Origin of the sequence: Propionivibrio soli, from assembly GCF_025770765.1 — a bacterium.
Classification (GTDB): Bacteria; Pseudomonadota; Gammaproteobacteria; order Burkholderiales; family Rhodocyclaceae; genus Propionivibrio; species Propionivibrio soli.
Genome location: NZ_JANZKY010000005.1, coordinates 125808 through 141870, shown reverse-complemented (window position 1 = coordinate 141870; position 16063 = coordinate 125808). Strand labels below are relative to the sequence as shown.

14 protein-coding genes are annotated in these 16063 nt (G+C 58.3%); 11 read left to right on the top strand and 3 right to left on the bottom strand.

Features of this window, described 5'->3' with window-relative positions; all coding sequences use genetic code 11:
* Nucleotides 1-28: 28 nt before the first annotated feature.
* The 6 genes from NZ453_RS07185 to NZ453_RS07160 all read left to right on the top strand — a co-directional run bounded on the left by NZ453_RS07185 (nucleotide 29) and on the right by NZ453_RS07160 (nucleotide 6310).
* Nucleotides 29-859: a phosphonate ABC transporter ATP-binding protein gene (locus tag NZ453_RS07185; protein WP_263769797.1), complete on the top strand. Its 831-nt coding sequence runs from the start codon at nucleotides 29-31 to the stop codon at nucleotides 857-859.
* A 46-nt stretch (nucleotides 860-905) separates the two neighbouring features.
* Nucleotides 906-1877: a phosphonate ABC transporter substrate-binding protein gene (gene phnD, locus NZ453_RS07180; RefSeq protein ID WP_263769796.1), complete on the top strand. Its 972-nt coding sequence runs from the start codon at nucleotides 906-908 to the stop codon at nucleotides 1875-1877.
* A gap of 93 nt (nucleotides 1878-1970) precedes the next feature.
* Nucleotides 1971-2768, top strand: coding sequence for a phosphonate ABC transporter, permease protein PhnE (phnE, locus tag NZ453_RS07175; protein ID WP_263769795.1), 798 nt, complete (start codon nucleotides 1971-1973; stop codon nucleotides 2766-2768).
* 30 nt (nucleotides 2769-2798) lie between these two features.
* The gene (gene phnA / locus NZ453_RS07170) at nucleotides 2799-4061 is read left to right on the top strand and encodes a phosphonoacetate hydrolase (RefSeq protein WP_263769794.1); all 1263 of its coding nucleotides are present in this window, start codon (nucleotides 2799-2801) and stop codon (nucleotides 4059-4061) included.
* Nucleotides 4054-5157, top strand: coding sequence for a zinc-binding dehydrogenase (locus NZ453_RS07165; protein WP_263769793.1), 1104 nt, complete (start codon nucleotides 4054-4056; stop codon nucleotides 5155-5157). Before phnA ends, NZ453_RS07165 begins: the two co-directional genes overlap by 8 nt.
* A gap of 37 nt (nucleotides 5158-5194) precedes the next feature.
* Nucleotides 5195-6310, top strand: a complete 1116-nt coding sequence (locus tag NZ453_RS07160; RefSeq protein WP_263769792.1) for a 2-aminoethylphosphonate--pyruvate transaminase — start codon at nucleotides 5195-5197, stop codon at nucleotides 6308-6310.
* A gap of 214 nt (nucleotides 6311-6524) precedes the next feature.
* On the opposite strand, the gene NZ453_RS22040 is transcribed toward NZ453_RS07160, so the two are convergent.
* The gene (locus NZ453_RS22040; RefSeq protein WP_263769791.1) at nucleotides 6525-8159 is read right to left on the bottom strand and encodes a methyl-accepting chemotaxis protein; all 1635 of its coding nucleotides are present in this window, start codon (nucleotides 8157-8159) and stop codon (nucleotides 6525-6527) included.
* A 220-nt stretch (nucleotides 8160-8379) separates the two neighbouring features.
* Here NZ453_RS22040 and NZ453_RS07150 point away from each other — a divergent pair, with 220 nt between their 5' ends.
* Both NZ453_RS07150 and NZ453_RS07145 read left to right on the top strand, forming a co-directional pair.
* Nucleotides 8380-9144: a GNAT family N-acetyltransferase gene (locus NZ453_RS07150; RefSeq protein WP_263769790.1), complete on the top strand. Its 765-nt coding sequence runs from the start codon at nucleotides 8380-8382 to the stop codon at nucleotides 9142-9144.
* A gap of 179 nt (nucleotides 9145-9323) precedes the next feature.
* Nucleotides 9324-10070: a lysophospholipid acyltransferase family protein gene (locus tag NZ453_RS07145; RefSeq protein WP_263769789.1), complete on the top strand. Its 747-nt coding sequence runs from the start codon at nucleotides 9324-9326 to the stop codon at nucleotides 10068-10070.
* Between the two features lie 215 nt (nucleotides 10071-10285).
* On the opposite strand, the gene NZ453_RS07140 is transcribed toward NZ453_RS07145, so the two are convergent.
* Nucleotides 10286-11716 (bottom strand): ArnT family glycosyltransferase, encoded by a 1431-nt coding sequence (locus NZ453_RS07140; RefSeq protein WP_263769787.1) that lies wholly within the window; start codon nucleotides 11714-11716, stop codon nucleotides 10286-10288.
* Nucleotides 11717-11738: 22 nt separating this feature from the next.
* Nucleotides 11739-12449: a lipopolysaccharide core heptose(II)-phosphate phosphatase PmrG gene (gene pmrG / locus NZ453_RS22265; protein ID WP_476746812.1), complete on the bottom strand. Its 711-nt coding sequence runs from the start codon at nucleotides 12447-12449 to the stop codon at nucleotides 11739-11741.
* A 374-nt stretch (nucleotides 12450-12823) separates the two neighbouring features.
* Between pmrG and NZ453_RS07135 the strand changes: the two genes are divergently transcribed.
* The 3 genes from NZ453_RS07135 to NZ453_RS07125 all read left to right on the top strand — a co-directional run bounded on the left by NZ453_RS07135 (nucleotide 12824) and on the right by NZ453_RS07125 (nucleotide 16036).
* Nucleotides 12824-13507: a response regulator transcription factor gene (locus NZ453_RS07135; RefSeq protein ID WP_263769786.1), complete on the top strand. Its 684-nt coding sequence runs from the start codon at nucleotides 12824-12826 to the stop codon at nucleotides 13505-13507.
* A complete protein-coding gene (locus tag NZ453_RS07130; protein ID WP_263769785.1) occupies nucleotides 13497-14768 on the top strand; it encodes a sensor histidine kinase in 1272 nt (423 codons plus the stop codon). The genes NZ453_RS07135 and NZ453_RS07130 overlap by 11 nt, the downstream gene beginning before the upstream one ends.
* A gap of 80 nt (nucleotides 14769-14848) precedes the next feature.
* The gene (locus NZ453_RS07125) at nucleotides 14849-16036 is read left to right on the top strand and encodes an MFS transporter (protein ID WP_263769784.1); all 1188 of its coding nucleotides are present in this window, start codon (nucleotides 14849-14851) and stop codon (nucleotides 16034-16036) included.
* Nucleotides 16037-16063 lie beyond the last annotated feature (27 nt).

Below are 16063 nucleotides of genomic sequence, written 5' to 3'. Positions count from 1 at the left end.
TGCCGCTTCATGACAAAGAAAGATCGCGATGGCCAACGCCGTAGAAATCACCGAGCTGACAAAAAACTTCTCCTGCTGTCGAGCACTGGATACCGTTTCGATTCGAATCGAGCAAGGAGAAATGGTCGCGCTGCTGGGCGCCTCAGGCTCCGGAAAATCCACCCTCCTGCGGCTGTTGCCAGGGTTCATGGCCGCCGATGAAGGCACTGTGAAAGTGCTTGGGCGGACCGTGCAAGAAAATGGGCGGCTCGTTGGCAACGCGCGCGTCGTGCGGCGCGAACTCGGTTTCGTCTTCCAGCAGTTCAACCTCGTCAGCCGGCTTCCCGTCATCATCAACGTCCTCGTCGGGTTGCTTCACCGCGCGGCCTGGTGGCGCCGGATGCTCATGCTGTTCACTGTCGGCGAGAGACAGCTGGCCCTTGAAGCGATGGCTTCGGTGGGCATCGAACAAACCGCTTGGCAGCGTGCCGGCACTCTGTCGGGAGGTCAGCAGCAGCGTGCGGCATTGGCACGCTGTCTGGTTCAGAAAGCGCGGATCATTCTTGCCGATGAGCCGATCGCCTCGCTTGACCCGGAGTCCTCCAGAAAGGTCATGGAGGTTCTCACTCACCTCAACCGGGCACGGGGTTGTACCGTGCTCGTGTCCCTGCACCAGGTCGACTTCGCCATCCGTTATTGTCCGCGGACCATCGCCCTGAATGCCGGACGCGTGGTTTACGACGGTCCGTCATCGGCCCTGACGCCCGCCTTGCTGGCGCAGCTCTATGGTGCCAATGCCAGCCAACTCGTCGAAAACTCACCGGCAGTGCCCCCTCTGATGCGCGACGGCGCCATACCGTCCGGGCTTGTTCTCGCGTGACATCCCTTTACGCAGTTTCTATCTATACAAAAGAAAGGAAACACTGATGCCGTCTCTTCTCAAAAGCCTCATTGCCGGACTGGCCTTTGCCATTGCCGGAACCGCCGTAGCGGCCGAGCCGAAGGAACTCAATTTCGGAATCATCGCCACTGAAAAATCTGGCGCGCTAAAACAGATGTGGCAGCCTTTCCTTGACGACATGGCGAAGGCGGTCGGCGTAAAGGTGAACGGATTTTTCGCCACGGACTACGCCGGCATCATCGAGGCGCAGCGGTTCAACAAAGTGCAGATAGCGTGGTACGGGAATCTGGCCGCCATTGACGCCGTGGACCGGGCAAATGGTCAGGTGTTCGTCCAGTTTGTCGACCTCGATGGAACGCCCGGCTACTACTCGTACATCATTACCCACAAGGATTCAGGCATCTCCACCCTCGATCAGGTATTGAAGAACGGCAAAGACTACACGTTTGGAATCGGCGATCCGTCTTCCACGTCGGGGACGCTGGTGCCCACGTACTACGTGTTCAGCATGAATGGTCTCGATCCAAAAACCCACTTCAAGGTCACGCGGTCGTCGAACCACGAGGGGAACTTCCTGGCGGTATTGAACAGGCAGGTGGATGTTGCAACGAGCAATAGCGAGATGACGCAGAAGATGCAGGAGAAGTCACCAGAAAAGCTCGAACAGATTCGCATCCTCTGGACCTCGCCATTGATTCCGCGCGACCCCCTCGTGTGGCGGAAAGATTTACCTGCTGATCTCAAGAAGAAGATCCAGGATTTCGTGGTCGGTTACGGCAAAGACGATCGTGAGAAAGAGATTCTCAAGAACATGTACCGGCTGGCCGGGTTCAAGGCATCGTCGGACGCTCAGTTGTTGCCGATCCGGCAGTTGGAGCTGTTCAAGGACCGCAAGAAATACGAGAGCGATGAACACATGGCCGCCGCGGCCAAGAAGGCGAAGCTGGCCGAACTCGACGCCCAACTCGCCGAGTTGGCGAAGCAGATGCAGAAGTGACACCGTTCGTCCGGCGAGAACCTGCGTCTGAATGATCTCACCCGCCGAGCGGCCGCCGTTGCTCTCTTTTCCAACTGATACGAGGCGCTCTTGATGACGTCGCAACCCAGTATCAATGACGTACCGCTCAATCCGCCGCCCCGTAGTCTGACGAATCACCTCGCGTGGGGCGTCCTCGGCGCCCTTCTCATCTGGTCATGGAGCGGGGCCGATATGCGCCCCGCTGATCTATGGCGTGATTCGGCCAATATGGTCGTCTTTGCGCGGGATTTCTTTCCTCCGAATTTTCACGACTGGCGGGTCTACCTTGCCGAAATGGCGGTGACGATACACATCGCCATCTGGGGAACCGTGCTGGCCATTATTTGCGCCGTACCCCTGGGGCTCCTTTCAGCGGAGAACATCGCCCCGAAGTGGGTTGTACAGCCCGTGCGCCGGGCAATGGACGCTTGCCGGGCGATCAACGAAATGGTCTTCGCCATGCTGTTCATCGTGGCGGTCGGCCTCGGCCCGTTCGCGGGGGTAATGGCGCTGTGGGTGCATACCACCGGCGTCCTCGCCAAACTCTTCGCCGAGGCAGTGGAAGCCATCGACCCGCGACCGGTGGAAGGTGTCCGGGCGACTGGTGTCAGCCTCCTGGAGGAAATCATCTACGGCGTCATTCCTCAAGTCCTGCCGCTCTGGATTTCCTATTCCCTGTACCGCTTCGAGTCCAACGTCCGCTCCGCCTCTGTCGTTGGCATGGTCGGCGCTGGGGGTATTGGCGTCATTCTCCATGAGGCAATCCGTGGGTTTGACTATGCCGAGACCAGCGCCGTTCTTCTGATCATTATCGTCTGCGTCACGTTGATCGACCTCGTTTCCTCGCGGATTCGCCAACTCGCCATATGACGAACGTTCTTCCCGATAATCCAATCTCCTATGCCTAACGACAAAGAAATCCTCCTCAACGGTGTTACCTACCGCCGGCCGTCACGTCCGGTGGTCGCAGTCTGCATTGACGGTGGTGATCCTGCCTACATCGAGAGGGGCCTGCGTGATGACGCGCTGCCGAACATCGCACGTTTCATCCGTAAAGGGTTTACGTCCGTAGCCGAAGGGACGGTGCCGAGTTTCACTTGCCCGAACAACGTATCGCTCGTCACCGGGGCACCGCCTTCTGTTCACGGTATTTCCGGCAACTTCTACCTCGACTCGGCGGGCAAAGCCGTTGTCATGACGAGTCCCGAGTTGTTGCGAAGCCGAACGTTGTTAGCCGAATTTGCCGATGCCGGCGCCCGCGTGATAGCGATTACGGCGAAGGACAAACTGCGTGAGCAACTCGGCAGTGGCGTCGATGTAGCGGGTGGCAACATCTGTTTTTCGTCAGAGAAAGCCGACCGATGCACGCTGACTGAGCACGGCATCGAGAATGTGCTCGAGCGCTTCGGCATGCCCTTGCCCGACATGTATTCGATGGAACTCTCCTTGTTTGTGTTGCACGCCGGGGTTCGTTTATTGAATAGCGAGCGCCCCGATCTCATGTATTTGTCGCTGACCGACTTCATACAGCACAAGCACGCCCCAGGCGATCCGGTAGCCACAGCCTTCTACCGCCGCATTGACGAGTTATTCGGACAACTGGACGAACTCGGGGCCACGGTCGCCCTCACGGCCGATCACGGAATGAGCGACAAGGCAGGGCCCGACGGGAAACCCAACGTCGTGTTTCTGCAAGATCTGCTCGACCAAACCTTTGGCACGGGAACGACGCAAGTCATTTGTCCCATTACCGACGCTTTCGTCCGTCACCACGGTGCGCTGGGAGGCTTCGTCCGGGTATGGTGCCTGACCCGGGAGGTCACGGCTCAAGCCATCATCAATCGCCTGCAAGGCGTGCAAGGGATAGCCGAGGCGCTGGACCGCGCCACGGTCAGCCGACGATACGCTTTACCCGTCGACCGCGAGGGAGATGTCGCAGTCATTGCCGAACAGAATTTTGTCATTGGCTCAAGGGCGATTGACCACGATCTCACCGCTCTGTCGGATGCACGATTGCGCAGCCATGGCGGGCCATCCGAAGCTTGGGTGCCGTTCATTCTCAATCGTCCGCTGAATCAGCGCTACGCCGAACGTGCCACCGCAGGCGTCAAGAGTTACCAGCTGTTCGATTACGCAATCAACGGAACCGACGTCGATGCCTGATCGCTTTCACCTCGGGACGTCGATTCCAAAAGAGGCGCGGGTCGCCGTGTACGATGCCCCGAATGGCGATTTCCGTCTAGCTGACTATCCCTTGCGACTGCCCTCGACCGGAGAAGTGCTGGTCAAGGTCAAGATGTGCACGATCTGCCGTTCGGACATTCATTCGTGGCAAGGTCACCGTCCCAACGCTTGCCCAGCGCTACTCGGGCACGAGATCATCGGAACGATCGCCGCCCTGGGCGAGGGAACGATTCGCGATCTCCGCGACAATCCGCTTGTCGTGGGCGATCGCATTACGTGGAGTGAGTATTTCGTTCCCGAACGGACCTTCCTGAGCGAAGTCTGCGGGTTGCCGCAGAAATCGCCGGGCGTGGCGAAATACGGCCATATGTCTGCGGATGAAGCGCCCCATCACCATGGTGGTTTTGCTGAGTATTGCTATGTGCTCCAGAACTCGTGGATCGCGCGCCTGCCCGACATTCTGACTGATGAGGAAGCGACTCCTATAAATTGCGGCGTAGCGACGATGTGCGCAGCGATCGACGCGGCGGACGTCCGTTTCGGTGACACAGTTTTGATACAGGGACTTGGCCTGCTCGGGATATACGGCGCAGCGATGGCCAAAGCTCGCGGAGCACGCCGAGTTATCGGCGTCGATTCGGTCCCGTCGCGTCGCGACATGGCGAAGCGCTTCGGCGTCGATGACTTTTTCGAGGCCGGCGAATCGTCGCCCGAACCGGTACGCAACCGCCTCCGCGTAGATGTCGCCATTGAAGTCTGCGGACAAGCTGCGGCGATTCACCAAGGAGTGGCGGCCCTTCGTCCCGGTGGACGCTACGTGTTGGCCGGGCTCGTAAACCCCGACGCGATGATCACCCTAGACGCCAACTTGCTTCTCAAGAAGCACCTCACGGTTGCCGGCGTCCATAACTATCACCCGCGCCATCTGCTTCAAGCCGTCGACTTCGTCGTCGCCAACCGCGGACGGTTTCCATTTCACGAACTGGTCGACGGGCACTACCCCCTAGAACACGTGGCTGAGGCGATGGCTGATGCGGCAGAGCGCCGCGTACTTCGAGCCGCCGTCTCTCCTTGACGGCCAGATCAACACTAGCCCCTCTTTGGGAGAAACCATGTCCGATCCTGTATTGCTCACGCCCGGTCCGCTAACAACCTCTGCTGAAACCAAAGCCGCCATGCTCCGCGACTGGGGGTCGTGGGATAAGGCTTTCAACGAATTGACGGCCTCGGTTTGCGCAGACCTGGTGGAGATTGCCCACGCTCGCGAAAGTCATGTCTGCGTGCCTCTCCAAGGGAGTGGCACCTTCGCTGTTGAAGCCGCCCTGGGTACCTTGGTTCCGCGGGATGGGAAAGTGCTCGTTCCCACCAATGGCGCTTATTGCGAACGCATCACTCGCATCCTGGATTACCTGCATCGCAAGGTCGTTGTACTCGATTTCAGGGAAAATGAAGTTGCCGATCCGGCGCGAATCGAGGCCGCTCTGGCGGCCGACCCCGGCATCACGCACGTTGCACAAGTTCACTGTGAAACAGGTACGGGAATTCTCAACCCGCTGCCGGATATTGCCGCCGCCGTCTCACGCCAGGGCCGCCGCCTCATCGTCGACGCCATGAGCTCGTTCGGCGTCATGCCGATCGACGCTCGAACGATGCCGTTTGACGCGGTCATCGCTGCGTCGGGGAAATGCCTTGAAGGCGTTCCCGGCATGGGTTTTGTCATTGCCGAACGCAACGCCTTGAAAGACGCCGCCGGCAACTCGCACTCGCTGGCCCTGGATCTTCATGACCAGTGGAGCTACTTTTCAAAAACCGGACAGTGGCGCTTTACTCCGCCGACCCATGTGGTGTCGGCTCTACGGGCCGCGCTGGACCAATATCATGCTGAGGGTGCCCAGCCCGCAAGGCTGCTGCGCTACCGAAAGAACTACTCTATGCTCATCGGTGGCATGCGGGATCTCGGCCTGCGGACGTTCCTCAACGATTCGGTTCAGTCCCCCATCATTGTCACGTTTCACGCGCCTACCGACCCCGCGTATCGATTTGGCGAGCTCTACGAGCGCGTACGCGAGCGAGGTTTCATTCTCTATCCCGGAAAATTGACGCGAACGGAAACATTCCGCGTGGGTTGCATTGGCGCCATCGAGCCTTCGATCTTGCGTAGAGCAGTAGAAGCGATTGAGGCCGCGTTGGTGCAAATGGGCGTTCGCGTACCATGTCTCGCGCCATGACGTTTTGACTTTGTCTTAAGGAACCAGCTCTCAAAACCCGTCGTGGACCGTGGCCTTTTTCGGCGGACGGATGCCCGCCGACTAGACACTGGAGAACTGCTTTTTCGCTGCAAAAGATATTGAGAGCCGCGGCCACCTGGCAGGACGAACTCGACACCATCGTAGTGGAAATTGGAGTCGCGTTCGGACAGGCCGGCTCCCCACGGTGACGGCTTCAAGCCGCCAGTTGCCCCTCGCCAATGCGAAATCGATTGATGATGCCGGTCATCTGGTTGGAAAGCGCTCGGATCTGATCGGCGAAGTCCTTGGTGTTTTCGGCGGCTACGTTGGCCTCCGAAATCACGCTGTCGATGCAGTTAACCTGAAGCACGATGGCTTCGCTCGACGCTTGGCCCACGCTGACTTGCTCACCAATTTCATCGACGACCGAGACGACTTCGCGGGTGGACGATTCTATCTCCGCCATCGCGGAGCCAGCGGACCTCGTGAGTTCAAGGTTATGTTGCATCTCGGCGATGACTCTCTGCATGAGGTCGGTGGATAGTGCGGAGGTAGCATCAATCTCTGCCACTTGCTTAGTAATGGAGAGCGTAGCCGCGGTTACCCGCTCGGCCAACTTGCGAACCTCGTCTGCCACGACGGCAAAACCCCGTCCCGTCTCCCCGGCCCGCGCGGCCTCAATGGCGGCATTCAGCGCCAGCAGATTCGTCTGGTCGGCGATTTCCCTGATCTCCTTGATTTGGCCCCCAATGTTCTGGCCTGCGGCCGCCAACGCGAATACCTTGTCTGCCGCCGACTCGATGCCCTGGGCTAGGGCGTGTATGCGGTCTACCGCATCGCGAATGATTTGGCTGTTCATGACGGCCTGTTGGCCCGACGCTTCGGTCAGATCTCCGGCTTGGCGGGTGTTAAGGCAAATCTGGCTGATCTGGGCCTGAACCTGCTGCACGGCGGTTTGGATCTCTTTGGAAGAGACGCTTCCGCTTGAGGCGATATCCGCGAGGGTGACGGCCGACTGATGCATTTCGATGGCCATGACTTCGTTGTCCTGAATTACTCGCACCATTTCCCTCATGCTCGATTGCAGAGTGTCCAGGAGCGAATTGAAGGCGGCCACTGAATGTCCGATTTCATCTTTGCGCCTAACGGGAGCACGCTGCGTAAAATCCAGGGAGACGGCGACCTTCGACATGGTTTTTTCCATCGTCCGAAGCGGGAAAACGATCTGACGGTAGAGGCGGTAGCCCAAGACGGCCAGGGTCAGCACGGTAAGCGCAGAAGCGACCACCAGCGTCTTCATGGTGTCCTGCAAATTGACGTCGATCAGCGCGGCGGTTTGTTCTTTGGCACGCCGTTTCTCCACCCGAAGCGTGCCGAGAATCTGCTCCAACTCCTGAAGATACGGGCCGGCAGTCCCCTCGAGAGCCGCTTCGGCAAGGTCGCGCTGACCCGTCAAACGTAGCGTCATTACATCGTCGATGGCGCCGAAGTAGTTGTGCATGCTTTCTTGGGCCTGTTTGATTAGCCCCTGCTGGACCGGCGAATCGGCGATGTCCATTTGCTCTTCGAGATCACGCACGAGATCGCGACGCGATGATTCGACTTTTTCTTTTTGTTGTTCAGCAATACCTTGGTCGGGTGCATTCACTAGGCCGATGATAAAAATCTGCAAGGTCTTCAGCTTCGAGCCAAGTTCTGAGGCCGCGAGAAAACCGGGAATGGCTCCATCAGTCAGCTTGTAGATCAGTATCTTGTTTCGTTGGAACTGATAAAGAGTTGTACCCCCGAGGACCAGCAAGGCGACAGATGCAATGGCAAGGATGAGGACTAGATGGCGGCGAATGCTCACGGATAAATCACCCTATCAAATTTGACAGTCGGGCACGTTAACTTGGCAAAGTTGCGGCGGCGTTACTGACCAGCCCCTGGCTCCCGAAATCGTGCCGAGTGACGGTTCGAATACGCGAAAGCGAGGCGCGTCGCTCTTGGGTCATTGTTTCGTAATGGCGGCATAACCGAACCGTAAACACATCTCCCTACAGTCTCTTCAACTTATAGGAGGGACTGCCATGACCCATTCGACCCCGCTACGCCAACAGCCTGAGCGCTCTCTGCGCGCTCGTCCCCGCCTTTCCGTGGGTTTTGCCCGTACGCAACGCGAGATCCTGGAAGCGCAAAAATTGCGATACCGTGTCTTCGCGGAAGAACTCGGAGCCAAGTTGCAATGCGCCACTCCGGGCGTTGATCAGGACGAATACGATCACGAATGTAGCCATCTGATCGTACGCAACGAGGATGACGGGACTGTCGTCGGCACCTATCGCGTTCTATCGCCCGAAAGCGCACAAATCCTCGGCAGGTACTATTCGGAGGGTGAGTTCGACCTGGCCCGTCTGGGCCATCTTCGTCGGCAGATGGTGGAAATCGGCCGTTCTTGTGTCGACGCCGATTACCGCACTGGAGCGACCATTTCGTTGCTCTGGGCCGGCCTCGCGCAGTACATGACCGAGAACCGGTATGAATACCTAATCGGTTGCGCAAGCATCAGCATGGCCGACGGCGGGCATGCTGCCGCTAGCGTTTATCGACAGCTGGAGACGCATCTGGGGCCGATGGAGTACCGTGTCTTCCCGCGATGCCCGCTTCCGCTTTCCGCGCTTCGCGATGACGGTCCGGCAGAAGTTCCTCCTCTTATTAAAGGCTATATCCGGGCAGGCGCCTATGTATGCGGAGCGCCCGCCTGGGATCCCGATTTCAACACCGCCGATCTGCCGATCTTGATGCCGATGTCCCGGTTGAGTGACCGCTATGCCAAACACTTCGTTGGAAGATGATGGAGGGCGTTGCGCAGAGAACGCGTGTTCCCGACCCACGGACGCCCCTGCCGACCGTGGCTTATCGCGCGTGCCGGCTCGCGGTGCATTTGCTCCTCGGGCTCTTCGTCGTAGCCGCCCTATATCCTCACTGGACTCCAGAACGGCGCGATGCCGTCAAGCGGCGGTGGTCGGCGCGCTTGCTCCGCATTTTGAATATCGCCGTCGAGGCACCATTTCGAGACCTCCCTTCGGGTACGTTGCTCGTCGCCAATCACATCTCGTGGTTGGACATTTTTGCCATTAATGCCCTATCGCCGGCTTGTTTTGTTGCGAAGGCGGAAGTTCGAGCCTGGCCGGTGATAGGCTGGCTCACCTCCCGCACGAACACGCTGTTCCTGCGCCGGGACAGTGCCCGAGACGCAAAGCAGCTATGCACGGAAATCGCGAATCAACTCAGGCGTGGGCAAACCATCATGTTCTTCCCCGAAGGCTCAAGTACGGATGGAACGCTCGTGCTACCGTTCCGCAGCGCCCTGTTTCAAGCCGCGATTGACGCGAAACGTCAGGTGTTGCCCATCGCATTGTCCTATCACGACGCGCGTGCGCAACAGAGCCTCTTGCCTGCCTACGCGGGCGATACGAGCCTGTTTCAAAGCGTGATGTCGGTTCTCTCTTGCCGTTCGCTGACCGTGCGCCTTCAAGCGGGACCTGCGCTGTCTACCGAGCGCGAACAAAGAAACGACTTGGCGGCGTGGAGCCATGAGGCTATTGCGAAACGTTTATTCTCCACCGATGGCTTCGCCCGTTGCGCCGAGGTAACTCGATCGGCCGATGCGAATCTCGATTCGGCCCACGATACCGTATTCTTGAGCCGACGATCTGAAGGAGTTTTCGGGGCAGCCAAATTGAAAGCCGGACAAAGCGGCCTCGCGAGCATTCAATAGGGTATTCGGAGGGACTTGCGGTGCTGCCCTCGATTAAGGGGCTAAGTCAGATTGACGTCACGCGTTGATGGAACGCGTCACGGGGTCAGAGTCCGTACTTGCCGTTCGGGAAAGGATCAGCCGGTCAGTGCGGAGACGATTTCGTGCCAGCATCGCGACGAACGTTCTGCACGTCGCGAACCGCGGCCCGTCATAGTACGTCAGGATTACGGTGATTAGTTGCCAAGCGCCCGGCCCGAGGCTACGCAAACCGAACCGAAGCCATATACCTTTAGTGTCTTTCCTCGTTTCAGGTAGGGCTTGAATTCGTTGACTCTACAGTCTGCGATGGGTGCTATCTCGTCAGTTCGGGCGCCTTCGACGAGGAGCAGGAAGGATGCGTTTGCCGACCGCATTTCACTAAGCGAGGACTCTTCCAGAACAGGGATGTCGCGCTTGGCGTAATAGATGAGCCTTTCATCGAGATCGACGTACCCATACATTGGCACGTTGCCCACCGTGCCTAGCCACGCAGAGAATTTTGGGAAAGCGGTGTAGCGATAGGCGAATACCTGGGATTCGACTGCCGCGTAAAACACGGCATAGCCGATTGGACAAATCAGGGCCATCGCAAGAAGTGACCGCCGCACGATCGGGGTCGCGCTTTCCAGCAGTTCGCCCAAACGTTTTGCGAAGAGAATCGCAACCAGCGGATATGTCGGCAGCAAATACTTTGCGTGTTTGTTGCTGAACAGAGAGAACACGAGCAGCGGCAATCCGACGGCGAGCATCAGCGCAAGAAGGAAGTTGTCATCCTTCCACCTGCGCCATGTGGCCAGCGGCCGCGCAAATGCCAGGAGGCAGAAAGGGGCAAAGTCGGCCAAGAGCCAAAAAACGTACATCAAGAGCGGTTTCGCCGATGCGCCCGACATCTTTTCGACCATGTCCTTCTGGACGATGGCGTGCCAGATACCGAAGCCCATGCGCCATGTCACGGCGAGGAACCAGGATGATCCGATGACTAGAAAAATCGCCCAGCCAACCGGGTCGCGTAGCGCTTGCCAAAGTCTGGGTTGCCTATGGCATAGCGCGTCGGCTAACAGAGGAAGCGTGACGAACAAGAGAGCCACAGGGCCCTTCGCCAAGACGGCGGCACCCAATAGAAAATAACTCAGCCATAGCCATTGGCGGTGTCCGCCGCCGCGGGTGTAGTGCAGGGCAGACAACAGTGAGCAGAAACACAGCGCCGTCAGCAACATCTCGATCTCGGCGCGGCGGGCAAACATCGCAAACGTCGTGTTGGCGATTAACACTTGCACGGCGAACAAGGCCGGCCACGCTCCGAATTGGCGCAGCGCAAACCGGTACGCGACGATGGCGATGACCGTTGCGGATAAGGCGGAAGGAAGACGGACGGTCCATTCGCTGACAGACCCTGATAACCAAGAAAACGCGGCCGCAATCCAATACAGCAATGGAGGCTTGCTGAGGTAGAGTTCGCCGTTCACGCGCGGCAACAGCCAGTCCCCGGACACGAGCATGCCGCTCGTCGGAATGGCTCGCCGTGCCTCGTTATAGGAGAGGAGAGGAATGCTGCCCAGTCCCCAGAAGAACAGCAAGCATCCAATGGCAACGGTGGCGAGAAGCAGGGGCCGATAAAATCTCATGGCACGAACGAAAAGTGGCAAGCTAGCGTGGCAAGTATTTCCCTAGATCGCCCGATTCGTCCACTTTTCGGAGGTCCTTAATCAACTGTTCTACTTCCATATACTCGGCGGCGGTCGGCGTGTTGGTTTTCCCGTCGAGAGAAATGAATGTTATGGAGCCGTATGCTGGTTTTCGCGGGGGGCGGACTCCTATTTCTTTCTGGATTTTCTCGATGCAAGTGCTATGAGTGACAAGAATCAGATTGCGTCCCAGTGTCTTATGCTGAGAGATTTCGCCGAACGTCAAATCGTCACAATTACCCAGCCATTGCTGCTCCGCTACCGTCTGACTGAACATATATCTCGCAGTTTGCCTCGTCCGAGTCGTGGGGCTTGTGAAAACCTCCGAGTTTTGAACTCCAAGCTGCTCAAAAATGGCACCTTCGACAGCAGCGGCCTCTTTACCCCTGGCGGTGATGCCGTCCGCTCCATCAAGACAAGGAGCGGTAGAGCGGTCACAGCGTTCCATGTGTCGAACGAGCGCAACGATTCCGCCCACTGCCCAATGAGCGCGGAGCGTCGAAATACTCTTCGATGAGCTGGGGCCAAAATCAGGAATTGCTGCGTTGGCAGATCGGAAATATATGACCAGACTGAATACACTGACGAGTATTGCGATCGGCGTAAGTAGCCAGGCGTTTAGCCAAAAGCATCGCGCGTCGGGTTTCAGGCGAATTGCTTGAGGGGTTTGCACAGATACATTGCTCCGCAACAGAATAGGGCGCCACGCTTGGATCTCTCCGGCGCGACGAGCGAGTGAATCAATGTAGTGTTGCAATCAGGTGAAGGCCGCCCAGGGCAAGAGGAACACCGGACCTTAAGCAAACAGCTTGCACGAGAGTTCGTGAAAAAAACGTCAACCAAGCGTTAAGCCAGGTTAAATCGTCACAGGCTAAGGTATTGGTAACCGCAAGGGGCCGACTGCGAGGAGCAGCGAAGGCTGCCCGAACCCTCCGAGCTTTCGGTTCGACAAAGGGGACTTACAAGGACCCGGCCAAGCAGGAAGGGCGTAAATACCATCGGCAATGGAAATGGCGACTCATCCTCGCTGCGTTGAATGAGGGATGCATGCGTATTCTGGTCATAGAGGACAACGATGATATTCTGGCCAACGTGCTGGATTACTTGCAGCTCAAGGGGTTTGGCGTGGATTGCGCGCAAGATGGGGTGAGCGGCCTGCGCCTGGCCTGTTCGCAGCACTATGATCTGATCGTGCTCGATATCATGCTTCCTGGTATTGATGGCTACCAGGTGAGCAAGCGTTTGCGCGAAGGCGCACGAAACGAAGTGCCAATTCTTATGCTGACCGCCCGCGATGCGTTGGATGATCGGCTGCAGGGGCTTCAGGCGGGGGCCGACGACTATTTGGTCAAACCTTTCGCGTTGTCCGAGTTGGTCGCGCGCATTGAAGCGATCTTGCGGCGAACCCATGGCGGTCGCAAACGTCGGCTCGTCGTGGGGGATCTTGTTTACGATCTCGACACGCTGCACGTGGCACGGGCCGGGCAGGCGCTCAAACTCAATCCGATCGGAATGAAGCTGTTGTCGATCTTGATGCAGAGAAGTCCGGCGGTGGTGCGCCGCGAGGTGCTGGAAGAGGCTCTTTGGGGCGATGATTGTCCGGACAGCGACAGCTTGCGCAGCCACGTCCACCAGTTGCGGCAGATCGTCGACAAGCCCTTCGCGAAGCCGCTGCTACATACCTTGCACGGGATCGGCTATCGCTTGGCGGAAACCGACTGTGACGTCTAAACATCCGCTTGCGCGGCGTATCGTCATCGCTTTTGTGCTGATGACCGTTATCGTCTGCGGCGGCTTCTCGCTGGGTATCGTAGCTGTCGTTCACATCGTCGAACAACGTCTTGTCTCGGAGGCGCTGCGTCACCAACTGGACGCTGTTCTGCAGCAAGACCTGCCTCAAGGTCGTTTGCCTCGGCTGGATTCCAGCACGCGTTTTTATTCGTCGAAGCTGCCCGGATACCCGATCCCCGAATCGTATGCCGACCTCAATGAAGGATTCTCGGAAGTATTCGACGGAGACAGGGCGTTTCACATTTACACTCGGGTCACCGACGGGGATCGCTATCTCTTGGCGCAGGAACAAAGTGAATTCGAAAACCGCGAACAGGCGCTGTTCAATACGACGCTCGCTGGGTTTGTGCTGGCTGTTCTTGGTTCGTGGCTGATCGGCCGGACCATGGCGAGGAAGGTCATGGCGCCGGTTAGCCATCTCGCTCGGCAAGTGCGCCGTCAAGAGCAGTTGTCACCGTCGGCGCCTCCCCTCGCGCCGAAGTATCCGGACGACGAGGTCGGCCAATTGGCGACGGCTTTCGACAGCACTTTCGGGAAACTTCGGCAATCGCTGGAGCGTGAGCGCTTGTTTACGAGCGATGTCAGTCATGAGTTGCGCACGCCGTTGACCGTTATTGCGACCTCCTGCGAAATCCTCCAGCAGTCGACTCTGGATGATCGGCAACAAGAGCTTTTGCAGCGCGTCAATCGCGCATCAGAGGAAATGCAGGAATTGGCGCAGACGTTCTTGCTGCTGGCGCGGGGACAAGCCGATCAAATCGACGTTTCGGTTACGACCCGCTTGGCGCAGGTGGCGGAGCGGCAATGCGCCCATTGGGGAGCTCTGATACGCGAGAAGGGGTTGGATTTCCGATGCGTCACAGAAAGTCACGACGATGGTCGCTACAACGACACCTTGCTAAGCAGCGTCATGGCGAATCTCTTGCGTAATGCCCTGCATTACACCGATCACGGTCACGTGAGTTTGACTCTTGAAGCAGGGGGCTTCCGGGTCGAGGACAGCGGCGCGGGTATTCCTTCCGGGCAACACGACCTGATTTTCCAGCCGTTCGTCCGCGGCCCGCAAGCTAGGGGCGAGGGGTTGGGTCTTGGCCTCTCGTTGGTGAAGAGAATTTGCGCGCACCAGGGTTGGCAGATTACGGTACATAACTTGTACCCACAGGGCAGTTGCTTCAGGGTCTGGCTCAAGCCGAACGCTTGAGGCCTCGAGAATTTCCGTATCGGGTCTGACCGCTTCAGCACTACAGAGAGAGCCGGCCATCAATGTCGAATATGACACCCATGTCGCAGCGAATCCCTGCAGGGGTTTGGGTTCTCGGGTTCGTGAGCATGCTCATGGATATTTCCTCGGAAATGATCCATAGCCTGCTGCCTTTGTTCATGGTTGGCACCCTCGGGGCCAGCGCCTCGATCGTGGGGGTGATCGAGGGGCTGGCGGAATCCACGGCGCTGATTGTCAAAGTCTTCTCGGGCGTGCTCAGCGACTACCTGGGTAAACGCAAACCGTTGGCCTTATTCGGTTACGCCCTCGGTGCGTTAACCAAGCCGCTTTTTGCCATCGCGCCGGTCATTGGCGTCGTGCTCACGGCTCGCTTGCTCGACCGTATCGGCAAGGGGATTCGCGGTGCGCCGCGCGATGCGCTCGTGGCTGATATCGCACCAGCGGAAGTGCGCGGAGCGGCGTTCGGTCTTCGCCAGTCGCTCGATACCGTCGGGGCCTTTCTCGGTCCGCTGTTGGCTGTCTGGCTGATGCTGCTCTGGGCCGATGACTTCCGATCCGTGTTCTGGGTCGCCGTCATTCCCGGTCTGGCGGCTGTCGGGTTACTGTTACTCGGGGTGCGCGAGCCCGGGCAGCATGTCAGCGAGAAACGTACGAACCCGATTCGGAAGGAGAACTTGAAGCGATTGGGGCGGGCGTATTGGTGGGTGGTCGGTGTGGGCGCCGCACTCACCTTGGCCCGTTTCAGCGAAGCTTTTCTGGTCCTCAGGGCACAGCAGGGAGGTATTCCGGTGGCGCTGGTGCCGCTCGTGATGGTCGCCATGAATCTTGTCTATGCGGCGTCCGCCTACCCGTTCGGCAAGCTCTCCGACCGCATGAGTCATACAACTCTCCTGGTGCTGGGCCTGGTGTTACTGATTGCCGCCGATCTGGTTCTGGCGGCCAGCGATCATTGGCCAGCCGTCCTGGTCGGCGTCGGGCTATGGGGTGTTCACATGGGTATGACTCAAGGGTTGCTCGCCACCATGGTCGCCGATGTCTCACCGACCGATCTGCGTGGGACCGCGTACGGTTTCTTCAACCTCGTGAGCGGTATGGCGATGCTGGTCGCCAGCATTGTGGCGGGCCTGCTTTGGGATCGTTTCGGCGCGCCTCTCACTTTTTACGCAGGGAGCGCTTTTTGCGCAATCGCCCTCGTCGGCTTGGCGTGGAAACCGGCGGTTCTGTCCGCAAAGGGTGAGGCCGGCTAATCGTATAGCTTTTCCGTGGGGGAAGGG

What these genes read in the sequence shown, in the direction of transcription:
- NZ453_RS07185 (WP_263769797.1), top strand. Translation starts at nt 29, where the DNA reads ATGGCCAACGCCGTAGAAATCACCGAGCTGACAAAAAACTTCTCCTGC.
- phnD (WP_263769796.1), top strand. Translation starts at nt 906, where the DNA reads ATGCCGTCTCTTCTCAAAAGCCTCATTGCCGGACTGGCCTTTGCCATT.
- phnE (WP_263769795.1), top strand. Translation starts at nt 1,971, where the DNA reads ATGACGTCGCAACCCAGTATCAATGACGTACCGCTCAATCCGCCGCCC.
- phnA (WP_263769794.1), top strand. Translation starts at nt 2,799, where the DNA reads ATGCCTAACGACAAAGAAATCCTCCTCAACGGTGTTACCTACCGCCGG.
- NZ453_RS07165 (WP_263769793.1), top strand. Translation starts at nt 4,054, where the DNA reads ATGCCTGATCGCTTTCACCTCGGGACGTCGATTCCAAAAGAGGCGCGG.
- NZ453_RS07160 (WP_263769792.1), top strand. Translation starts at nt 5,195, where the DNA reads ATGTCCGATCCTGTATTGCTCACGCCCGGTCCGCTAACAACCTCTGCT.
- NZ453_RS07150 (WP_263769790.1), top strand. Translation starts at nt 8,380, where the DNA reads ATGACCCATTCGACCCCGCTACGCCAACAGCCTGAGCGCTCTCTGCGC.
- NZ453_RS07140 (WP_263769787.1), bottom strand. Translation starts at nt 11,716, where the DNA reads ATGAGATTTTATCGGCCCCTGCTTCTCGCCACCGTTGCCATTGGATGC.
- NZ453_RS07135 (WP_263769786.1), top strand. Translation starts at nt 12,824, where the DNA reads ATGCGTATTCTGGTCATAGAGGACAACGATGATATTCTGGCCAACGTG.
- NZ453_RS07125 (WP_263769784.1), top strand. Translation starts at nt 14,849, where the DNA reads ATGTCGCAGCGAATCCCTGCAGGGGTTTGGGTTCTCGGGTTCGTGAGC.